Source organism: Actinomadura sp. GC306 (genome assembly GCF_004348665.1).
GTDB lineage: Bacteria > Actinomycetota > Actinomycetes > Streptosporangiales > Streptosporangiaceae > Spirillospora.
On sequence record NZ_SMKM01000048.1, the window covers coordinates 12,531 to 30,187 of the forward strand.

The 17,657-nt window shown below is 71.3% G+C and carries 17 protein-coding genes; 6 read left to right on the plus strand and 11 right to left on the minus strand.

Annotated elements, in window-relative coordinates:
• Window positions 1–73: 73 nt before the first annotated feature.
• The 8 genes from E1200_RS10025 to E1200_RS10060 all read right to left on the minus strand — a co-directional run bounded on the left by E1200_RS10025 (window position 74) and on the right by E1200_RS10060 (window position 9,726).
• On the minus strand, window positions 74–1,333 hold the full coding sequence (locus E1200_RS10025; RefSeq protein ID WP_131951553.1) for an ATP-grasp domain-containing protein: 1,260 nt from the start codon (window positions 1,331–1,333) through the stop codon (window positions 74–76).
• 110 nt (window positions 1,334–1,443) lie between these two features.
• Window positions 1,444–2,742: an MFS transporter gene (locus tag E1200_RS10030; RefSeq protein WP_131951554.1), complete on the minus strand. Its 1,299-nt coding sequence runs from the start codon at window positions 2,740–2,742 to the stop codon at window positions 1,444–1,446.
• Window positions 2,739–4,019: an ATP-grasp domain-containing protein gene (locus E1200_RS10035; RefSeq protein WP_131951555.1), complete on the minus strand. Its 1,281-nt coding sequence runs from the start codon at window positions 4,017–4,019 to the stop codon at window positions 2,739–2,741. The genes E1200_RS10030 and E1200_RS10035 overlap by 4 nt, the downstream gene beginning before the upstream one ends.
• A gap of 54 nt (window positions 4,020–4,073) precedes the next feature.
• The gene (locus tag E1200_RS10040; RefSeq protein ID WP_131951556.1) at window positions 4,074–5,192 is read right to left on the minus strand and encodes an amidinotransferase; all 1,119 of its coding nucleotides are present in this window, start codon (window positions 5,190–5,192) and stop codon (window positions 4,074–4,076) included.
• Window positions 5,185–6,615: an iron-containing redox enzyme family protein gene (locus E1200_RS10045; protein ID WP_131951557.1), complete on the minus strand. Its 1,431-nt coding sequence runs from the start codon at window positions 6,613–6,615 to the stop codon at window positions 5,185–5,187. Before E1200_RS10045 ends, E1200_RS10040 begins: the two co-directional genes overlap by 8 nt.
• Window positions 6,612–7,730, minus strand: a complete 1,119-nt coding sequence (locus E1200_RS10050; protein WP_207933273.1) for a 50S ribosomal protein L11 methyltransferase — start codon at window positions 7,728–7,730, stop codon at window positions 6,612–6,614. Before E1200_RS10050 ends, E1200_RS10045 begins: the two co-directional genes overlap by 4 nt.
• Before the next feature lie 47 nt (window positions 7,731–7,777).
• Entirely contained in the window at window positions 7,778–8,203 is a 426-nt protein-coding gene (locus tag E1200_RS10055; protein ID WP_131951559.1) for a Rieske 2Fe-2S domain-containing protein, read from the minus strand.
• Between the two features lie 143 nt (window positions 8,204–8,346).
• The gene (locus E1200_RS10060) at window positions 8,347–9,726 is read right to left on the minus strand and encodes an iron-containing redox enzyme family protein (protein ID WP_131951560.1); all 1,380 of its coding nucleotides are present in this window, start codon (window positions 9,724–9,726) and stop codon (window positions 8,347–8,349) included.
• A gap of 542 nt (window positions 9,727–10,268) precedes the next feature.
• On the opposite strand from E1200_RS10060, the gene E1200_RS33620 reads away from it, so the two are divergent.
• Together E1200_RS33620 and E1200_RS10075 are read left to right on the plus strand one after the other, a co-directional pair.
• Window positions 10,269–10,532 (plus strand): hypothetical protein, encoded by a 264-nt coding sequence (locus E1200_RS33620; protein WP_165950266.1) that lies wholly within the window; start codon window positions 10,269–10,271, stop codon window positions 10,530–10,532.
• 590 nt (window positions 10,533–11,122) lie between these two features.
• A complete protein-coding gene (locus E1200_RS10075) occupies window positions 11,123–12,586 on the plus strand; it encodes a DEAD/DEAH box helicase (RefSeq protein ID WP_131951567.1) in 1,464 nt (487 codons plus the stop codon).
• Window positions 12,587–12,867: 281 nt separating this feature from the next.
• Here the strand turns inward: E1200_RS10075 and E1200_RS10080 are convergent, their stop codons facing one another.
• Window positions 12,868–13,677, minus strand: coding sequence for an acyltransferase (locus E1200_RS10080; RefSeq protein ID WP_131951561.1), 810 nt, complete (start codon window positions 13,675–13,677; stop codon window positions 12,868–12,870).
• Window positions 13,678–13,826: 149 nt separating this feature from the next.
• Complete coding sequence (locus E1200_RS10085) at window positions 13,827–14,333, minus strand: hypothetical protein (protein WP_131951562.1); 507 nt, start codon at window positions 14,331–14,333, stop codon at window positions 13,827–13,829.
• A 169-nt stretch (window positions 14,334–14,502) separates the two neighbouring features.
• On the opposite strand from E1200_RS10085, the gene E1200_RS10090 reads away from it, so the two are divergent.
• A complete protein-coding gene (locus E1200_RS10090) occupies window positions 14,503–15,027 on the plus strand; it encodes a peptidylprolyl isomerase (RefSeq protein ID WP_131951563.1) in 525 nt (174 codons plus the stop codon).
• A gap of 55 nt (window positions 15,028–15,082) precedes the next feature.
• A complete protein-coding gene (locus tag E1200_RS10095) occupies window positions 15,083–15,982 on the plus strand; it encodes a rhomboid family intramembrane serine protease (RefSeq protein WP_131951564.1) in 900 nt (299 codons plus the stop codon).
• A 93-nt stretch (window positions 15,983–16,075) separates the two neighbouring features.
• On the opposite strand, the gene E1200_RS10100 is transcribed toward E1200_RS10095, so the two are convergent.
• Window positions 16,076–16,333, minus strand: coding sequence for a cell division protein CrgA (locus tag E1200_RS10100; RefSeq protein ID WP_243708455.1), 258 nt, complete (start codon window positions 16,331–16,333; stop codon window positions 16,076–16,078).
• Between the two features lie 80 nt (window positions 16,334–16,413).
• On the opposite strand from E1200_RS10100, the gene E1200_RS10105 reads away from it, so the two are divergent.
• Window positions 16,414–17,151, plus strand: a complete 738-nt coding sequence (locus E1200_RS10105; RefSeq protein ID WP_131951566.1) for a DUF881 domain-containing protein — start codon at window positions 16,414–16,416, stop codon at window positions 17,149–17,151.
• An 18-nt stretch (window positions 17,152–17,169) separates the two neighbouring features.
• On the plus strand, window positions 17,170–17,657 hold a 488-nt coding region (locus tag E1200_RS10110), incomplete at its 3' end, for a class E sortase (RefSeq protein ID WP_243708456.1).

Below are 17,657 nucleotides of genomic sequence, written 5' to 3' on the forward strand. Positions count from 1 at the left end.
GTACATGCGGCGGCCGTTCGATGCGTCACAGCCCCCGGGCCGGTCGGCCCGGGGGCTGCGCAACCGCGGCGGATCAGGCGTCGGCGTCGACCACCAGGTCCTTCTCGATCTTGCGGATGGCCTCGCGGTCGGCGTGGATCTGCGCCGCGTCCTCGTGGGCGAGGATGATGTAGCCCATCGTCATGCTGGCGAACAGGTCGGTGCTGGCGTCCACGTGGTCGCCCGTGCCCACCACGTGCACCCCGGAGTGGTAGCTCGGCAGGTCGCGGGCCTGGTCGTAGATCTCCGCGTTCCGCACGATCCCCGTCGAGTGCGACATCAGGAACACCGCCATGACGTTGCGGCGCAGCGTGTAGCCGGGCGGCAGTTGCGGGCCGCGGCCGCGGCACACGTCCACGATCCGGGTGACCTGGCTCTCCCCCGTGGCGATCTCGGTCACCGCCGGGTTGCCCGCGCCGGCCAGCCGCGCGTTGACCTCCAGCAGCCGCGGCCCGTCCGGGGTCATCATGATCTCGGTGTGCGCCGCCCAGTTGCGCAGGCCGACCGCGTCCAGCGCGGCGAGCCCGTAGTCGATCAGCTCGCCGTAGGCGCCGGTGTCGTAGGGCAGCCACTCCACGCAGTCGTACACCGCGATGCCCTCGCCGAACGGCACCCGCTTGTACTTGATGATGTCGGTGATCGAGTGCCGCCCGTCGTGGCTGACGGTGTCGATGGCGTACTCGGTGCCGGTCATCATCTCCTGGACGAGGACCTCCTCGGCCAGCACGTCCAGCTTGTCGCGGGTGCCGAGCATCGAGGTGAACAGCTCGCGCCAGCCCTCGCCGCCGGGCGCGCGGCTCACCCCGACGGTCCCGGCGCTGGTCGGCGGCTTGACGACGAGGTCCCTGCCGGCGAGCCCCTCGCGCTCGATCCAGGCGGCGACCTCCTCTGGGTCGCGGGTGGAGATCTGCCGGGGGACGGGCAGCCCGGCGTCGGTGAGCGCCTGGTGCATAAGGTACTTGTGGCGGCGGGCGTCGACCAGCTCGGGGACGTTGGAGAACTCGGGGGCGAGCGCGTCCGAGCACTCCTGGGCGAGCCGCAGCGCCGCCTCGACGCCGGGGATGACGGCGATCGGCCGCAGCCCGCCGAGCCGCTCGATGGTTCCGGCCATGTCGCCGTGGTGGTTGATGACCGCGTCATAGGCCCCGGGGTCGTGCGAGGAGTGCAGCGGCGCCAGCGACGGACCCGTGTAGTCCATGACGGCCACCGGGCTGAACCCCGCCTCCCGCAGGGCGGGGGCGACCATCGCCGCCGAGGTGAAGGGCCGCACGATCGCCACGACTGGTCTGTCCATGATGTTCACCCTTGCTCCGGTCTTGCTCCGGTCTTGCCTGGTTGTTTGCGCGGTCGCCCGCGGGTGGCCCGCCCGCGTCCCGGAGGCCGGGGCGCGGACGGGCGCGTGCGTCAGTCGCCGCCCTTGGACGTCGTCGCGGGCGTCAGGTCTTCGGGCTCGTCCGGCTCGCCGGGTTCGTCGGCCGGCCGGGCGCGCGACAGGCCCGCGCCGACGGCGACGAGCACGGCCGCGACGATCCCGAACGACCCGGTCAGCACCCAGACGCCGGACCCCCACGCGTGCCAGGCGGCGACGCCGATCAGCGGGCCGACCGCGTAGCCGGCCTGCTGCGGGACGGTCGCCGCCGCGATGTAGCGGGCGCGCAGTCCCGACGGCGCGATGATGCCGGGGTAGGCCATCATCGACGGCGCCGCGACCACCTCGCCGAACGTCCACACCACCGTCGCGAGGGCGAGCAGCCCGACGGACGTGGGTCCGAGGTACATCAGGTAGCCGGCGCCGAGCAGCGCCATGCCGATCGTCATCGGCAGCCCGATCGGCAGCTTCTGCGTCCACTTCGACAGCAGCACCTCGAAGACGATCACCACGAAGCCGTTGATCGCGAGCAGCACGGCGTAGAGGCGCTCGGTGTGCCCGATGCTCTGCACGAACAGCGGCAGCGTCGCCGAGACCTGGATGTAGGTGATCGCGGTCAGGAACAGCCCGGCGATGAACAGCACGAAGCGGCCGTCGCCGAGCACCCTGCGGTAGCCGCCCCCGGGGACGGCCTCCGCGCCGTCCCCGGCCGTCCGGGCGGTCTCGGACGGGGACTCGCCCGGCGAGCCGGACTTGAGGGCCACCAGCGCGAACAGGCCGAACACCAGCGAACCGGCCGCGTCCGCGTAGAACAGGACGTTGTACGACGCGTACACGAGCAGCAGCGCCGCGCCGAGCGGCCCCAGCGTGGACCCGAGGTTGAAGGTCAGCCGCAGGAACGAGAAGACCATGACCTGGCGGTTCATCGGGGTGAGCTCGACCACCCACGCCTGCGCCGCGGGCCGGTACGCCTGGTTGAACAGGCCGGCGAGCCCGGCGACGAGCACCGCCGTCCACAGGTTCGGGGCGTGCACGAGCAGCGCCGTCAGCACCGCCGAGCCGAACATCGACCACACGATGACGAGGCGGTAGCCGATGCGGTCGGCGACCGCGCCGCCGACGGCCGTCCCGGAGATCCGGCCGACCATCAGCGCGGTGAAGGCCACCCCGGCGTCGAAGGCGGAGAAGCCCCGGTGGGTCAGGAACAGCACCAGGAACGCGTTGAGGAAGGCCGCGAGGCTGGTGATGAAGTTGCCGACGACGAGGACGCGGACCGTCCTCGGCATCTCCCGGACGGTGCCGAGGACGGTCGCGTGCTCTCCGGTGGCGCTCACGCCGGTTCCTCGCTCTGTGCAGCGTTGTCCTCAGGGGCGCCGGTCTCGACCACGAGGGCCGCTCCGGCGGCCTGGAGCGCCTCGTGGCATTCGGGCACCGTGCCGGCCACCGCGGTCGCGAAGGCGATGCGGCCGAGCACGATCCCCTTCGGCGGCGGTGACACGACCGTGCCGGGAAGGACCATCGGCGACACCTGGTCGATCTCCGCCGGAAGCCGGTCCGGGTCGAAGCCGACCGACGCGATGGTCGTGTCGTCGTGCGACGGGTAGAAGAAGCGGATGCCCGCGGCTTTCGCGTGCGCCGGGGTGACGTCCGGGTCCAGCCCGCACGCGGCCGCCGCCGCGGCGTGACCGGGGTCGATGCCCGTCGCCAGCATGCCGAGGTAGGGGATCATGTCGCCGCCGAGCCGCCCGTTCACCTCGATCAGCTTCGGGCCGTCGGCGGTGAGGATGAACTCCGTGTGCGTCCAGCCGTCGCGGAAGTCCAGGGCGGTGTGGGCGCTCTGCAGGGCGTCCAGCAGAACGCCGTCGGTCAGCAGGGGGTCGTCGCCCGCGACGACGTGCCCGACCTCCTCCATGTAGGGCGGGTAGCCGACGACCTTGCGGCCGATGTAGAGCGCGGTGACCTCGCCGTGCCGCACGACGGCATCGACGCTGATCTCCTCGCCGGTGACGCATTCCTCGACCAGCAGCGGCGTGGGCATGTCCAGCCCGACCGGGTCCGGTGCCTTGGCCGAGAGTGAGAACGCGAAGCGGTCGCGGAGCTCGCCGGCGTCCTTGACCCGGACGACGCCGAGGCTGGCGGCGAGACCGCGCGGTTTCAGGACGACCGGGTAGCCGATCTCCTCGGCCGCGCGGAGCGCCTCGTCGAGCGTCGTCACCGGGGCCGAGCGCGGCTGCGGCACGCCGGCGGCGTCGAGGGCCGTGCGGGTCCGGCCCTTGTCCCGCACCCGCAGGACCGCGTCGGGCCCGCCGCCGGGCAGGCCGAGCGCCTCGGTGACGTGGGCGGCCGGCAGGATGCGCGCCTCGTCCCAGCACAGCACTCCGTCGACCGGCTCGCGCCCGGCCAGCCGCAGGGCCTCCGCCGCCATCGCCGGGCCGTCGATGGTGCTCGGCACCACCGTCCACCCGGTGATGTACTCCTTCTCCCAGGTCGGCTCGGCGACGTGGAAGAGGTGGACCCGGAACCGCTCGCCGATCGACCGCAGCAGGTACTCGCGGTAGACCCGCCAGCCCGTCGCGATCACGAGCAGGTGGGGGCGGTCGTGTGTCGCCATCGTTGGTTCTCCTCGATGGGGTGCCCGCCGCGCCGGCGGGCACCCGGTGGCCGGTCAGGACGTGAAGTAGTCCTCAAGCGCGCCGCGTCGGCGGACGTCGAGGGTGGCGCAGTGGAACCCGCCGCCGAACGTGTTGACCGTGCGGAACGGGACGGGGATCGGGGTGAAGCCCTCCTTCTCCAGCAGCCGCAGCAGCTCGGTCTCCTGCGCCTCCACGAAGATGCGGTCCTGGTCGAGCATCAGGGTGTTCATCGCGATCCAGCGGCTGCAGAAGTACATGGTCTGGTCGGCGGGGATGGCGGGCTCGGGGCAGACCAGCGCGTCCCAGTCGGCGAACATCTCCGGCATCTCGGGCACGCGTTCGGGGTTGATCAGCACCCGGCCGGGCCGCAGCGGGACGAACGTGGCGTTGAGGTGCATCGGGTGGTCGTCCAGGAACGCCACCTCGTGCACCCGGAACTCGTCGCCGAGCAGCCGCCGCACCCACTCGATGCCGAACCGGTTGGTGACGTGGCTGCGCTGGACGAGGATGTCGCGGCCGAACCGCATGAAGTCGCCCGCGTCCACGATCGGCTCGAACTCGGTGATCACGGACGTCGCGTCCGGGAACGGGTCGTCCGGCGACGGCGTCGCCGGCTTGGCCGCCGCGTACCCGGGGTTGTAGGACGCGTCGGTGAGCTGCGGCTTCGGTGCCGCCACCCAGCGCGCGCCGCGCCGGAAGTAGTCCTTGAAGATCGTCCGGAAGGGGTGGGTCGCGAAGTAGTACGACCGCCACCCCATCGTCGCCTCGACGATCTGGTCGCCGGCGACGAGCGCGATGTCGCGGGGGAAGGTGTGCGACGACCCGCCGGTGGACGACCAGTCGGCGGTGCCGAACGTCCGCGACTGGTCGACCGGGTCGGGGCGCCGCACCGTCACCCCCTCGCCCTCCAGGATCGACACGAAGCCTTCGAGTTCCTCGTGGGCCGCCTCGACCTGGTCCCGGGGGAAACCGCCGCCGCCGTTGCGCCGGTAGAAGTCCCACGCCTCCGGCGGCACCGTCGCCTCGACGGCCGGGTGCCACGGCGGCACCGCGGCCCCGTCGACGACACCGACGATCACCTCTTCGAGCGGGTCCCACTCGTTGTACGAGCCGACCGGCACGGTGGTCGCGGTCATGAAGTCCTCAGCCATCGTGGGACGTCCTTTCGGCGGTTCGTGCGGTCACGCGCGCCTCGGGCGAGGCCGCTTTCAGCCCGTGCAGCCGGCCCCGCGGCACCAGCAGCACGTCGCCTCTTCCGAGGCGGTGCGGGGTCTCGGTGGCCCACGCGTACACGTCGACCTCGCCGGCGGTGACCTCGATGAGCCGGTCGGTGTCGTGCACGCCGGTGCAGAACGGGTCGCCGGGGCGCAGGGTGCTCGCGACGGCGTCGTCCCGTCCGGCGGACGCCAGCGACGCGCCCGCCCGGGTGGCGTCGTCGAGGGAGTCGGCCCAGGCGATCTGCGCGCGGAAGTCGGCGTCGCCGAGGCGCAGCAGGAGCTTGGTGTCCTCGATCCCGCGCACCAGCTCGGGGATGACCAGTTCGCCGTGGGTGCGGGCCAGCCCCAGCAGGAGGTTCTCGTACGTCATCCGCCCGTGGTGGACGTCGATGTGCGCGTGCTCGTCGCAGTACTTCGCGTCCACTCGGTCGCCGTAGACGGCGCGGAGCATCGCCCCGGTGTCGGCGAACCCCTGGGCGAACAGCCACTCCAGGTAGGTCACCGCGGCCATGTAGCGGAACATCCCGCGGTGGTCCTCGGTGAGCCAGTTGAAGTAGTTCACCCCGACCAGGGAGCTGGTGAGGTAGAAGTTCCAGTACGCGTGCAGGTCGGTGCGCAGCCCGACGCTCGCCAGCATCTCCTTGAAGATCGTGCTGTGCTTGGCGCCGTAGACCCCGTAGCCGAACTCGTCGTTGAAGATCTTGAACAGCTCGGACTGCTCGACGCCGTACGACCCGCCCAGGTTGCGCGCCATCGCGGACGCCTCGGTCAGCGCGTCCAGCGCGAGCTGGATCAGGTGCAGCGCCGCGGCCTCCTCCGGGTGCCGGCACTCGGTGATGGCCCGCATCGTGCCGGCCACCGGCGCCGCCGCGTCCACCGCCGGGTTGTTCCCGGACGCGTCGGCGGGCGCCCCCGCCGCGCCGACCTCGGTGAGGAAGTACTCCTGCAGCTCCTCCAGGGTCCGCACCGGCGGGACGGGGACGGCGTCGTCCAGGAACGAGAAGGCGTAGCGCTCCAGGCCGGGCCGGACCCGGTCGCGCAGCCGCCGCACCTCGTCGCCGTAGAACAGGTCGAAGTCGTCCTTGACCGGCGCGAGGCCCCCGGCGGGCAGCAGGATCATGTCGCTCTCGTAGGCGTTGCACAGCGCGCGGCCCGCGATGAGCTGCCCGGAGCCCAGGAACTCCGCCTCGGTGGCCGGGACGGAGAAGTCCCGGTCGCCGGTGCCGGGCGGGCCGATCGGCCGCCGGAACGGGTTCCCCTCGATGAACACCTCCGGGCCCGGCTGGAAGATCCGCTGCGCGCAGTACTCGGCGAAGGCGGTGGACGCGGTGGACCGCCCCGTCGTGGTGATCGTCATCGCGCCGCCTCCCTGGCATCGCGGTCCGGGCCGGGCTCGCTTCCGGTGCGGACGGTGAAGCGGACGCACTCCCCGTCGTGCGCCGCGTCCAGCACGACCTCCTCGCCGGGCTGCACGAGCACCGGCACGGGCAGGCACTGGATCGCCTGCTTCCAGTGCGAGTCGTGGCCGGGCGCGTTGCCGATCGTGATCCCGGGGAGCAGCTCCATCTCGAACCAGAACGCGATCGCGTGCAGCCGTCCCGCGGCGGTGGGACGGACCCGCAGCTCGGTGCTGCGGGGCGTCGCGTCCGCGGTGTAGAAGTCGAAGTCGAACACGGTCAGCGGGTCCGACAGGGCCCGGTGCTCGTGTCGGTGGAGGCGGGAGTCGAAGTACTCCAGCGTCGACAGCCGGTTGAACTGCGCCAGGTCGAACCCGTAGAGCTTGCCCACGTGGTTCTTGCGGTGCAGCGGCTCGCTCTCCACGAGCTGCGCGATGATCCGGCCCCGCGCGGGCATGATCGTCGCGTCCGGGGCGAGCAGGTGCTCGCGGGCGTGCGCGATCGTGCCGAGGATGCCCTCGCCCAGCAGCCCGCAGTCGACGATCTCGGTGACCAGCAGGCCGGCGCGCCGGGGCAGGTCCTCCGGCACGGTCATCCGGGTGGACATCTTCGGCACGACGCTGACCGCATCGTCGTACCCGGCGACCCGCACGACGCGGGAGGCCGTCTCGGCGACGGCCGGCTGCCCCTCGCACGCCACGACCCGGCGCGCGCCCGCCCGCGCGGCCATCATCGCCAGCAGGCCCGAGCCCGCGCCGATGTCGAGGACCAGCGCGTCCGGGTCCGCCGCGACCGCCTGCCGGATCGCCCGGTCGTACAGCTCCGCGCGCTCCTCGTCGTGCAGCATCTCCCAGTGCCAGCGCGGGACGGCGCGGCGGACGGCGCGGTTGCGGCCGATCCGCGCCTCCTCGTTGTCGCGATCCAGGCCGAGGATGAGCTCGTACGCCTTGGCGGCGTCCTCGTAGCGGCCCTGGTGGTGGAGGTCGCGTCCCCAGCGCAGGAAGTGCGCGATCTCCAGGTCGTCGGCGTGGACCTCCGCGACGGGATCCATCAGGTCTGCTTCTGTCGGTTCCACGACCGTGCCTCCTCGGTTGGGACCAGGTGATGAGCGGTCGGCGAGTGTCATCGGGACGCGGCCTCCCCGGCGCCGGCCGCCTCGCCGTCCGTCCCGCCGGCCGCGCAGGGTGCGCCCGGCGGCAGGTTGGCCAGGACCTCCTTGCGGATGACCGAGACCGGTTCGCCGCCGTCCCCGTCCGGGAGGACGACGACGGCCTCGTCGCCGCTGCGGACCATCGGCAGGCTGGTGCGCTTCACGGCGGCGACACCGACCTTGGTGCCGTGCCAGGGGCAGCTCAGGCGCCGCCCGTCCGGGGTGCGGCGGGCCAGGCTCAGCGGCCCGCCCCGGTGCGGGCAGCGGTCGAGGACGAGCAGCGACCGCCCTTCGGTGTGCAGGACGAAATAGCGGTCGTGGCCGACCAGCACGGTGTTGTGGCGGCTCAGATCCATGACGATGACGCGGGCCATCGGCTCCTCTTGTCGTTCGGGCACGGCCGGATGACGGGCGGGGGGCTGACCGGCGCGGTGCGGGCATGCGAAACCGGAGTACGGGGTCGGGTGTCCGGCGAGGTCCGGCCTCACCGGCGACTTGCGTACGCGAGGGACGCCGTTCCGACACGACGCCCGGCGGGGGATCAGCCGTCGGGGGTCACGGTATGGAGCAGACAGCCGCTCCCGGAGGCCATCGCCCGCATTCCGTAGAGCCGGCCGGCCGGGATCAGCATCACGTCGCCGCGGGTCAGCCGCTCGGGCGGGCCGGTCGGGGTGGTGATGAGCTCCACCTCGCCGCGCTCGACCTCCAAAACCATGGAGTCGTCGTGGCTCCGCGTCCCGAACGGGCTGTCCGGCGTCAGCGCGACCCGCCGCGGCTCCGGCCCGAGCCGGACCGTTCCCGCGAGTTCCCGGTGCCGGGGCAGGTCATCGGACCAGCGGATCTGAGCGGCGGTGTCGTCCTCGAACCAGCCGCCGATGAGCCGGGCCTCGGCGACGCCGCGCATCAGCTCCGGCACGACCCGCGGGCCGTGCCTGGCGGCCAGGGCGAGCAGCACCTCCTCCCTGGTGATGCGCCCGTGGTGCTCGTCGATGTGCGCGTGCTCGTCGCAGTAATGCAGATCGACGGAATCGCCGAAGATATCGCGGAAGACTTTGACCATCTCCACGAACGCGGGAGCGAAAACCGCTTCCGCATAGGTCACCGCGCCCGCGTATCGGAAGAACTTCGCATGATCGCGGGACAGGTAGTAATAGTAGTTGTTCGTGGCCAGCGGACCGGAGAGGTAGAAGTTCCAGTACGCGTGCACGTGGGTCGCCATCGCGCGGCTGCGCAGCATCTTCGCGAAGATGGTGGTGTGCTTGGCGTCGTAGACCCCGTATCCGAATTCGTCGATGAAGATCTTGAACAGCGCGGATTGCTCGGGGCCGTAGGCGCCGGCGAGGTTGCGCGACATCGCGGACGCCTCGGTGAGCCCGTCGAGCGCGAGCTGCACCAGGTACAGGTCGGCGGCGCTCTCCCGGTCGCGTGCCTCGGCGATGGCGGCCAGCGCCGGCGATGGACCGTTCTCCGCCTCGGCGACGACGTGCTGGAAGTAGGCGTCCAGGACCTCGGGGGTGGCGGCGCCGCTGACGTCCACGGCGTCGTCCAGGCAGGCGAACGCGAAACGTTCCAGCGCCGAGACGGACGATTCTCGTAGTTCGCGCAGCTCAGAGCCGTAGAAGAGGTCGAAGTCGGCGTGCAGGGGAGCGAGTCCCTGTTCTGGGAGCAGCACCGTTTCGGCCTCGTAGAAGGTGCCGAGCAGCCGGTGCGCGCTGAGCGAGCGGTGCGCGGCCCACTCGTCCGCGGCGGGCGGCCGGTCGAAGTCGGCCTCGGCGAGCGCGTCCGGAACCAGCATCCGGCGGTAGGGGTTGGGCGGGTGCAGTACCTGGGCGTCACCCTGGAAGAGCGGGCTGCGGGCGAACGAGAGGATTCGCCTCCCCAGGGTGCGGTCGATTTCTTCCTCGGCAGATTGGATCGTCATTGAGAAATACCGTTCACCTGACTACTTCATGGGTCGGGTGTAGTTGAGTGCGTCTTCCCGATGGTGACGGGAATTCACGCAGGAACGGTTCGTGGTTCGTGGGCGGACGGATCGGGCGTTGCACAGCGAATTAGGGATCACATGGCCGGGGAACAAGGCCGTGCACCCCACGCCGAGGCACGTTAACAAGGCTCACTGACCCGATCAACGATCAAACATTGACTTGTTTAAGAAGATGATCTGGCAAGTCTTGTTAGTGCCGGCAGCCGGTCAGCCCGCCCCCGCATTAGGAGTCTCCCTATCCCACCCGCCGCGGCCGACCCTCCCGGCGGACGCCCTGACCTCGGAGTAGAACCGTCCCCGATCCCCCCGGGACGCCTGCCAGAGACGGCTCCCCGAACCACACCAAGAACCCGCCGAACACGAAGCGGAGTTACCCCCCGGTTAGATGACCGTATTCGGCAGCATGTGGACATCTCGGGCGTCCGCCGCCGTGGAGAAGGACCCGGCGGCGGCGTCGCGCTCCCGTCTAAACTCGCGGCATGGACCTCAGGGACGCGACGCGCATGATCCTCTCCGAAGCGGCGGGTCACCCGGACCTGCTCCGGGTCACCCGGCACGCGCACGACGAACTGGCCCTCGGCCGGCTGCCGGTGCACACCGACCTGAGCTGGATGCTCAAGGAGGCCGCCCGCAAGGGCCTGTACTCCGCCGTCCGGTCCCGCTACGGCGTCGCCGCCTTCGACGAGATGGTCATGGTGATCGCACGCGAGGTCGACCGCCAGAGCCCCGTCCCCGCCCGGTAACGCCCTTCTCAGCGGCGCGCGCTCGGCCGGCCCGGGGTCAGGGCCCGAGGTCAGGAAGGTGCGGCGGTAGGCGGACGGTGAGGTCTTCATCGCCCGCGCGAAATGGTGCCGGAACGTCCCCGGGCTCTCGAAGCCGACCGCGGCGCCGGGCTCCTCGACCGGTGTGCCGCCTCCTCCAGCAGCGGCAGGGCCCGGCTGCAACGGTGCGACGAAGGCCGCCCTGGAGTTCGCCAAGCTCGGCTTTCCGGTGAAGGAGATGATCGGGGGCTTCGAGTACTGGGCCCGCGAGGGGCTCCCGGTCGAGACCGGCGAAGGGGTCGTCCGGCGTTCTCCCGACCCGCTCACCGCTCCCTTGACCGCCGTCTTCTGTGACTGGAGACACGCCAGAAAAGCGCTGACACCGAATGTTCCGGCGGGGACAGGGCATAAGGAGGCGGTCCGGCGACGTTAGACTCTAGGAATCACTCTTCGGCGCCCCCATGGCGTCAGGCTCGTCCTTGTAGCCCACATACTCCGTGGTGCCTCCCGAGACGTGCCCCCCTCTCGGAAGGTAATGCGTGACCACAGCTGCCGCTGCACAGAACCCGTCCATGCCCGCCACCGCGGACGAGGAGCGGGTTCCCTCCTTCACCGAGCTCGGCATGCCGCCGGCGATGGTGACCGCCCTGACCCGTCAGGGCATTGACGCCCCGTTCCCGATCCAGGCCGCCGCGATCCCCGACGTCATGGCGGGGCGCGACGTCCTCGGGCGCGGTAAGACGGGCTCCGGCAAGACCCTCGCGTTCGGTCTGCCGCTGCTCGCCCGCCTCTCCGGCCGCAAGGCCGCCCCGAAGCGCCCGCTGGCGCTCATCCTCGTGCCGACCCGCGAGCTGGCCCAGCAGGTCCAGACGAACCTGGAGCCGCTCGGCCGCGGCCTCGGCCTCCGGTTCAAGACCGTCATCGGCCAGACCTCGATGTTCAAGCAGATCGACGCGCTGCGCCGCGGCGTCGAGGTCCTCGTCGCCACCCCCGGCCGCCTCAAGGACCTGATGCGCCAGGGCGCATGCGACCTGTCCGACATCGAGATCGCCGTGCTGGACGAGGCCGACCACATGGCCGACATGGGCTTCCTGCCCGACGTCACCGACATCCTTGACGCCGCCAAGCCCGGCGGGCAGCGGCTGCTGTTCTCCGCCACCCTGGACAAGGACGTCGACGTCCTCGTCAAGCGCTACCTGAACGACCCCGTGACGCACGCGATCGGCCCGGTCGACGAGTCCGTCGACACCATGGAGCACCACCTCCTGCTGGTGGCGCCCAAGGAGAAGGCCGCCGTCACCGCCGAGATCGCCAACCGCGAGGGCCGGACGATCCTGTTCGCCCGCACCAAGCACGGCGTCGACCGGCTCGCCAAGCAGCTCGTCCAGGTCGGCGTCCGCGCGGCGGGCCTGCACGGCGGCAAGAGCCAGGGGCTGCGCACCCGCACGCTCGCCGAGTTCCGCGAGGGCTCGATCAGCGTGCTGGTCGCCACCGACGTCGCCGCCCGCGGCATCCACGTGGACGACGTGTCGCTCGTCATGCACGTCGACCCGCCCGCCGACAGCAAGGACTACATGCACCGCGCGGGCCGCACCGCCCGCGCCGGCGAGAGCGGGACGGTCGTCACGCTCGTCCTGCCGCACCAGGTGCGCGCCACGTCCGCGATGACGCGCCGCGCCGGCATCAACGCGCCCCGCACCCGGGTCTCCACCGGCGACGCGGAGCTGGTCAAGCTGACCGGCGCCCGCCCGCCGTCCGGCATCCCGATCGAAGGCCCGATCATCCCCGAGCGTCCGCGCCGCGAAGGCGGCGGCGGCCGGGGCCGCCAGGGCGGTGGCCGCCGCGGCGGCCGCGGCTTCGGCGGCGGCCGGGGCGGATCGCGCCCGTACGACCGCCAGGACGGCGGCCGTCCCCGCGGAGAGGGCGAGCACCGCGCCTCCTACTCCGGTGGCGAGCGCCGCGGTGGCGGCCCCCGCACGGGCGGCGGCACCCACGGCAACCGCCGCGGCGCCGCCCGCCCGGCCCGCTACAACTGACCCGCACGACCCCCGGAGCCCCGCCCCACCGGCGGGGCTCCACCCATGTCCACACTCCGCCACCCTCAACACCCCACCGCTTCCGTTGACTTGCGGCGTGTTGTTGTTATGAAGCGCTCCATAACAACAACACGCCGCAAGTCAACGACTGCGCCAGCCGACCACGGGCTTCAACGGAGGCAGCGGCACCATCGCCGCGATTCGGTGGGCGGGCAGGCACTCGATCCGCCGGTGGTGCCGGACATCGGCGCGATGCGCCGGCCGGCCGGCGGGGTGCCGGGTCAGCCGGCCTCTTCGCGGAGGACGGGGGCGTTGCGGGCCTCGTTCTCCTCGCGGAGTTTGTCCTGCAGGATCTGGAGACCTTCGAGGCCGTCCACGGAGAGCGCGGCCAGCTCGTCCAGGGACATCAGGGGGTCGCTGCGCAGTGGCGGCTGCCAGCCGTTCTCCTTGTCGTGGCTGCGGAGGATCTTGGCGGGGACACCGCCGATGACCGCGTGGTCGGGGAACTCGCCGCGGACGACCGCGCCGCCCGCCACGGCCACGTTCCGGCCGAGCCGGGTGCCGGGCAGGATGATCGCGCCGGTGCCGATCCAGCAGCCGTCCCCGATGACGACGGGGTTGTTCTCCGGCCACTGCCGCCCGATGGGCGTGTGCAGGTCGCCGTAGGTGTGGTTCTGGTCGGTGATGTAGACGTTGGGGCCGGTGAAGACGTCGTCCCCGATGTCGATCGACTGGTGGCCGACGATGTGGGTGCCGCGGCCGAGCGAGCAGCTCGCGCCGATGCGGACGACGACGTCGGGCCCGAGGTCGAGGCCGGGGACGAAGCCCGCCGAGATCGTCACGTGCGTGCCGACGAGCGTGTGGTCCCCGATCGAGATCCACGGCTCGCCGTAGATGGCCCCGACGGGGAAGCCGATGCAGGCCCCCTCGCCCAGGTAGGCGAACTTGCGGCGGCCCGGCGTGTGCGGGGTGATCTCTCCGTGCCGCTGCACCCACTGCCAGGTGCGGTGCACGGCCGTGTGCACGCCCTGGCGCGCCCGGAGCCTGGCCCGGGCCGCCAGCACCTGCGGGAGCGAGCGCTTCGGCGACATGGCGTTCACCGTACCGGTTGGTAGCTACGGTGGGACAGAAGGAATGCCAGAGTCACACCATGCCGTGCGCGGCTGATCTCGTCCGCGCGTGGCGGAGGGCCCGGCCGTACCGACCAGGCCCTCCAACCGGAAAACACGTGCTCCCCGCGCTAATGCGGAGAATGCACCTGACCGTCGACATCGGCGCCGGTGACCGTCATGGAGTCCGCCGACGTGGCGTCCCCCGCGTGCTCACCGGAACCCTTGGCCATGTCGCGGATGGTGTCGCGCCTCGTGGCGACCACACCGGCCACGCCGATGGCCGTGACAACGCCCATCATCGCCAAGAAGGCACTGCGGCCGGACTTGGTGTGCCGCGGGGGTTCCACCCGCTGGGCGGTGTCGCTCAAGAACGTGCTCACCCGCGGTGCGAGCCCGGTCTCCACGTACCGGGCCGCCTGCCGGAGCCTCGGTGCGCTCCAGCCACGGACGGCCATCACCCGCTCGTCCGCGGCGGGCCTGATCCGCTCCGCAGCGGAGGAGACGCCCTGCCGGCACATCACGGCGCCTTGCCGGTACATGCCGGAGCCCTGGTGGGCGGCCTGCCGGGCGGCCTCCTGCACGCGGTCGAACCGCGTGAGAACCTCCTCCTGCGGCTTACGGCGGATACTGATCATTAGGGACACGCTAACCTCCCTGTTTGCGAGGTCCTGCCGTCAGCCTTCCCGGAGTCAGGGGGGTAAACCCCGCATGAGTGTCCAGGTGGATACGCAGGGTGACTTCGAGGGTGCGGCCGGAGACCCCACGTACAGACGTACAAACCGACTCCAACGAGAGGTGGCCGACATGGCCAACGAGATCTTCGCGACGCTCAACACGTCGCTCGGCAAGATCGTGGTCCAGCTGTACCCCGAGCACGCTCCCGAGACGGTGGCGAACTTCGTCGACCTCGCGGAGGGCAACCGGACCTGGCGCGACCCGCGGACCGGCCAGAAGACCGACGCGCCGCTCTACAACGGCACGATCTTCCACCGCGTCATCAGCCAGTTCATGCTCCAGGGCGGGGACCCGCTGGGCACCGGCACCGGCGGGCCGGGCTACGAGTTCAAGGACGAGTTCCACCCCGACCTGAAGTTCGACCGGCCCTACCTGATGGCCATGGCCAACGCCGGGCCGGGCACCAACGGCTCCCAGTTCTTCATCACGCTGAGCGTCGCGCACACCCAGCACCTCACCGGCCGGCACACCATCTTCGGCAAGGTGATCGAGGGCACCGACGTCGTCGACCGCATCGGGCAGGTCCCGACCGCCCCGGGCGACCGCCCGCGGGAGGACGTCGTCATCCAGTCGGTGACGATCGAGCGCCGTTAGACGTTTCATACGGTGAGAGCCGAGAACGCGTGAGACCGGTCCACACGGAGCCCAGATGAGCACAGACCACAGTCCCGCCCCCGAGACCTCGGTGCCGACCTGCTACCGGCATCCGGGCCGGGAGACGTACGTGCGCTGCACGCGGTGCGACCGCTTCATCTGCCCCGAGTGCATGCGCGACGCCGCGGTGGGACACCAGTGCGTCGAATGCGTCGCCGAGGGGAACCGCAGCATCCGCAAGGCGGTGCCGCGGACGCCCATCGGCGCGCGGGGCTCCACGTCCGCGGTGCCCGTCGTCTCGTACACGCTCATCGCCGCCTGCTTGCTCGCCTACCTGGCCGAGCTCGCGTCGTGGCGGGTCGTGTGGGAGTTCATGATGCTCGGCCGCGGGCTGCTGCCCGACGGCGACGTCGGCGGGGTCGCCGAGGGCGAGTGGTACCGGCTGTTCACCACGATGTTCCTGCACCAGCGCGGCGGCACGTTCGGCATCACCCACATCCTGTTCAACATGTGGGCGCTGTACGCGATCGGCCCCGCGCTGGAGCAGGTGCTCGGCCGGTGGCGGTTCCTCGCCCTCTACGTGCTGTCGGGACTGGGCGGCTCGGTCCTGCTGTACATGGTGGGCGCCCCGTCGTCGTCGGCGGTCGGCGCGTCCGGCGCGATCTTCGGCCTGTTCGGCGCGTTCTTCGTCGTCGGCCGGAAGCTGGGCGGGCCGGTCGGGCCGATCGTGGTGCTGCTGGTGATCAACCTGGTGATCACGTTCTCGGTGCCGGGCATCTCCTGGGAGGGCCACGTCGGCGGCCTCGTGGTCGGCGCCGTGCTGGCCGCGGCCTACGCGTACGCGCCGGCCGCGCAGCGGCGCCTGCTGCACATCGGGGCGCCGCTCCTCACCTTCGCGGTGCTGGTCGCCCTCGTGGTCGTCCGGACGGCGGAACTCAGCCCGTCCATCGGGTAGCCGTAGAAGCGCGGACGCCCCGCAGCGGGCGTCCGCGCCTGTGGATAACCTGGGGACAACCGGGAGCCTGCCGTCCCTGCCTGTGGATAACCCTCAGCGCCACTTGGTGGACAGGATCACGCCGAGAATGATGGCCGTGAAGCCGATGCCGAGGTTCCAGTTGTGCAGGTCGGTCATGTACGGCACCTCGGTGCCGGTGCTCGCCGTCACGTAGAAGACGGCGATCCACAGCAGCCCGACGATCCAGAGCCCGACCATCGTCGGCACCAGCCAGCGGGGGCTGACCTCGGGGGCCTTGGACTTCTGCGGGGGCGTGTAAACGGCCTTCTTACGCGTCTTGGACTTGGCCACGGTGGGTCGATCTCCTCGGGCGTCCGGCGGCCGGAGCGCCGGACCGCGCATGGGTGGTTTGTCGGTTAGCGTAGTCGCTGGTGAGCAGAGTACGGCGTCCAGCGTGGGGAAGCATCATTCCGGTCCTCACCCTCCTCGCGGGAACGCTGTTCGCGGCGAGCGCGAGCACGGCCCGCGGCACGAGCCTGCGCGAGCAGGGCCGCACCGAGATCACCGAGCTCATCGCCGCGGAGCAGCGCCGGAGCCGCCAGGAGCGCGCCGAGTACCGGCGCCTCCGCCATGACATCGACCGTATCTCGCGTTCGGCCGGACGTCACGACGCAAGAGTGAAAGAAGCCCGCGCCGAGGCCGACCGGCTCGCCGCCCTCGCCGGTTTCACCCCGTACAGCGGCCCTGCCCTGCGCGTCTCGCTGGACGACGCGCCGCGGCCCAAGTCCGGCTCGCCGCCCCGCGACGTCCGGCCCGACGACCTCGTCGTCCACGAGAGCGACGTCCAGGCCGTCGTGAACGCCCTGTGGGCCGGCGGCGCGAAAGCGATGCAGATCATGGACCAGCGGGTGATCTCGACGAGCGCCGTCCGCTGCGTGGGCAATACCCTGATCCTCCAGGGCGTCGTGTACTCCCCGCCGTTCCGGATCACCGCCGTCGGCGACCCGGACCGGCTCCGCGCGGCGCTCGGCGCGTCCCCCGAGGTCGCCGTCTACCGCAGGTACGTCCGCGCGTACGGGCTCGGCTACTCGGTGCGGACCGTGCGCAGGGCCACGCTGCCGCCCTACACCGGCAACGTGGCGATGAAGCACGCTACGGTGCCGGACTGAGAAGGAGGGTGCACCCCGGTGCGGACGCTGATCCGTGGCATGGGCGAACTGACCATCACCGCCGGCCTGGTCTTCACGCTCTTCGTCGCTTACGGGCTCTGGGGCACCGGCCGGTACACCCAGGGCGAGCAGGACCGCCTCGGCGACGAACTGCTGACCACATGGCGGTCCGACAAGGTCACCACCGAGCGGGTGAAGCTGGGCAAGGGCCTCGCGATGATCCGCATCCCCCGCTTCGGCGACGACTGGAAGTTCGTCGTGATCGAGGGCGTGGACCCCGGCGACCTCCGCAAGGGCCCCGGCCACTACCCCGGTACGGCGCTGCCCGGCGAGGTCGGCAACTTCGTCGTCTCCGGCCACCGGACGACCTACTCCGCCCCCTTCAACCGGCTCGGCGAACTCGACCGCGGCGACGAGATCCTGATCGACACCCGCGAGCAGCAGTTCGTCTACAAGGTCACCGACCGCAAGATCGTGAAGCCCGCCGCGACCGAGGTCACCGCCCC

What these genes read in the sequence shown, in the direction of transcription:
- E1200_RS10075 (WP_131951567.1), top strand. Translation starts at nt 11,123, where the DNA reads ATGCCCGCCACCGCGGACGAGGAGCGGGTTCCCTCCTTCACCGAGCTC.
- E1200_RS10085 (WP_131951562.1), bottom strand. Translation starts at nt 14,333, where the DNA reads ATGATCAGTATCCGCCGTAAGCCGCAGGAGGAGGTTCTCACGCGGTTC.
- E1200_RS10040 (WP_131951556.1), bottom strand. Translation starts at nt 5,192, where the DNA reads ATGGCTGAGGACTTCATGACCGCGACCACCGTGCCGGTCGGCTCGTAC.
- E1200_RS10045 (WP_131951557.1), bottom strand. Translation starts at nt 6,615, where the DNA reads ATGACGATCACCACGACGGGGCGGTCCACCGCGTCCACCGCCTTCGCC.
- E1200_RS10060 (WP_131951560.1), bottom strand. Translation starts at nt 9,726, where the DNA reads ATGACGATCCAATCTGCCGAGGAAGAAATCGACCGCACCCTGGGGAGG.
- E1200_RS33620 (WP_165950266.1), top strand. Translation starts at nt 10,269, where the DNA reads ATGGACCTCAGGGACGCGACGCGCATGATCCTCTCCGAAGCGGCGGGT.
- E1200_RS10090 (WP_131951563.1), top strand. Translation starts at nt 14,503, where the DNA reads ATGGCCAACGAGATCTTCGCGACGCTCAACACGTCGCTCGGCAAGATC.
- E1200_RS10035 (WP_131951555.1), bottom strand. Translation starts at nt 4,019, where the DNA reads ATGGCGACACACGACCGCCCCCACCTGCTCGTGATCGCGACGGGCTGG.
- E1200_RS10080 (WP_131951561.1), bottom strand. Translation starts at nt 13,677, where the DNA reads ATGTCGCCGAAGCGCTCGCTCCCGCAGGTGCTGGCGGCCCGGGCCAGG.
- E1200_RS10025 (WP_131951553.1), bottom strand. Translation starts at nt 1,333, where the DNA reads ATGGACAGACCAGTCGTGGCGATCGTGCGGCCCTTCACCTCGGCGGCG.
- E1200_RS10095 (WP_131951564.1), top strand. Translation starts at nt 15,083, where the DNA reads ATGAGCACAGACCACAGTCCCGCCCCCGAGACCTCGGTGCCGACCTGC.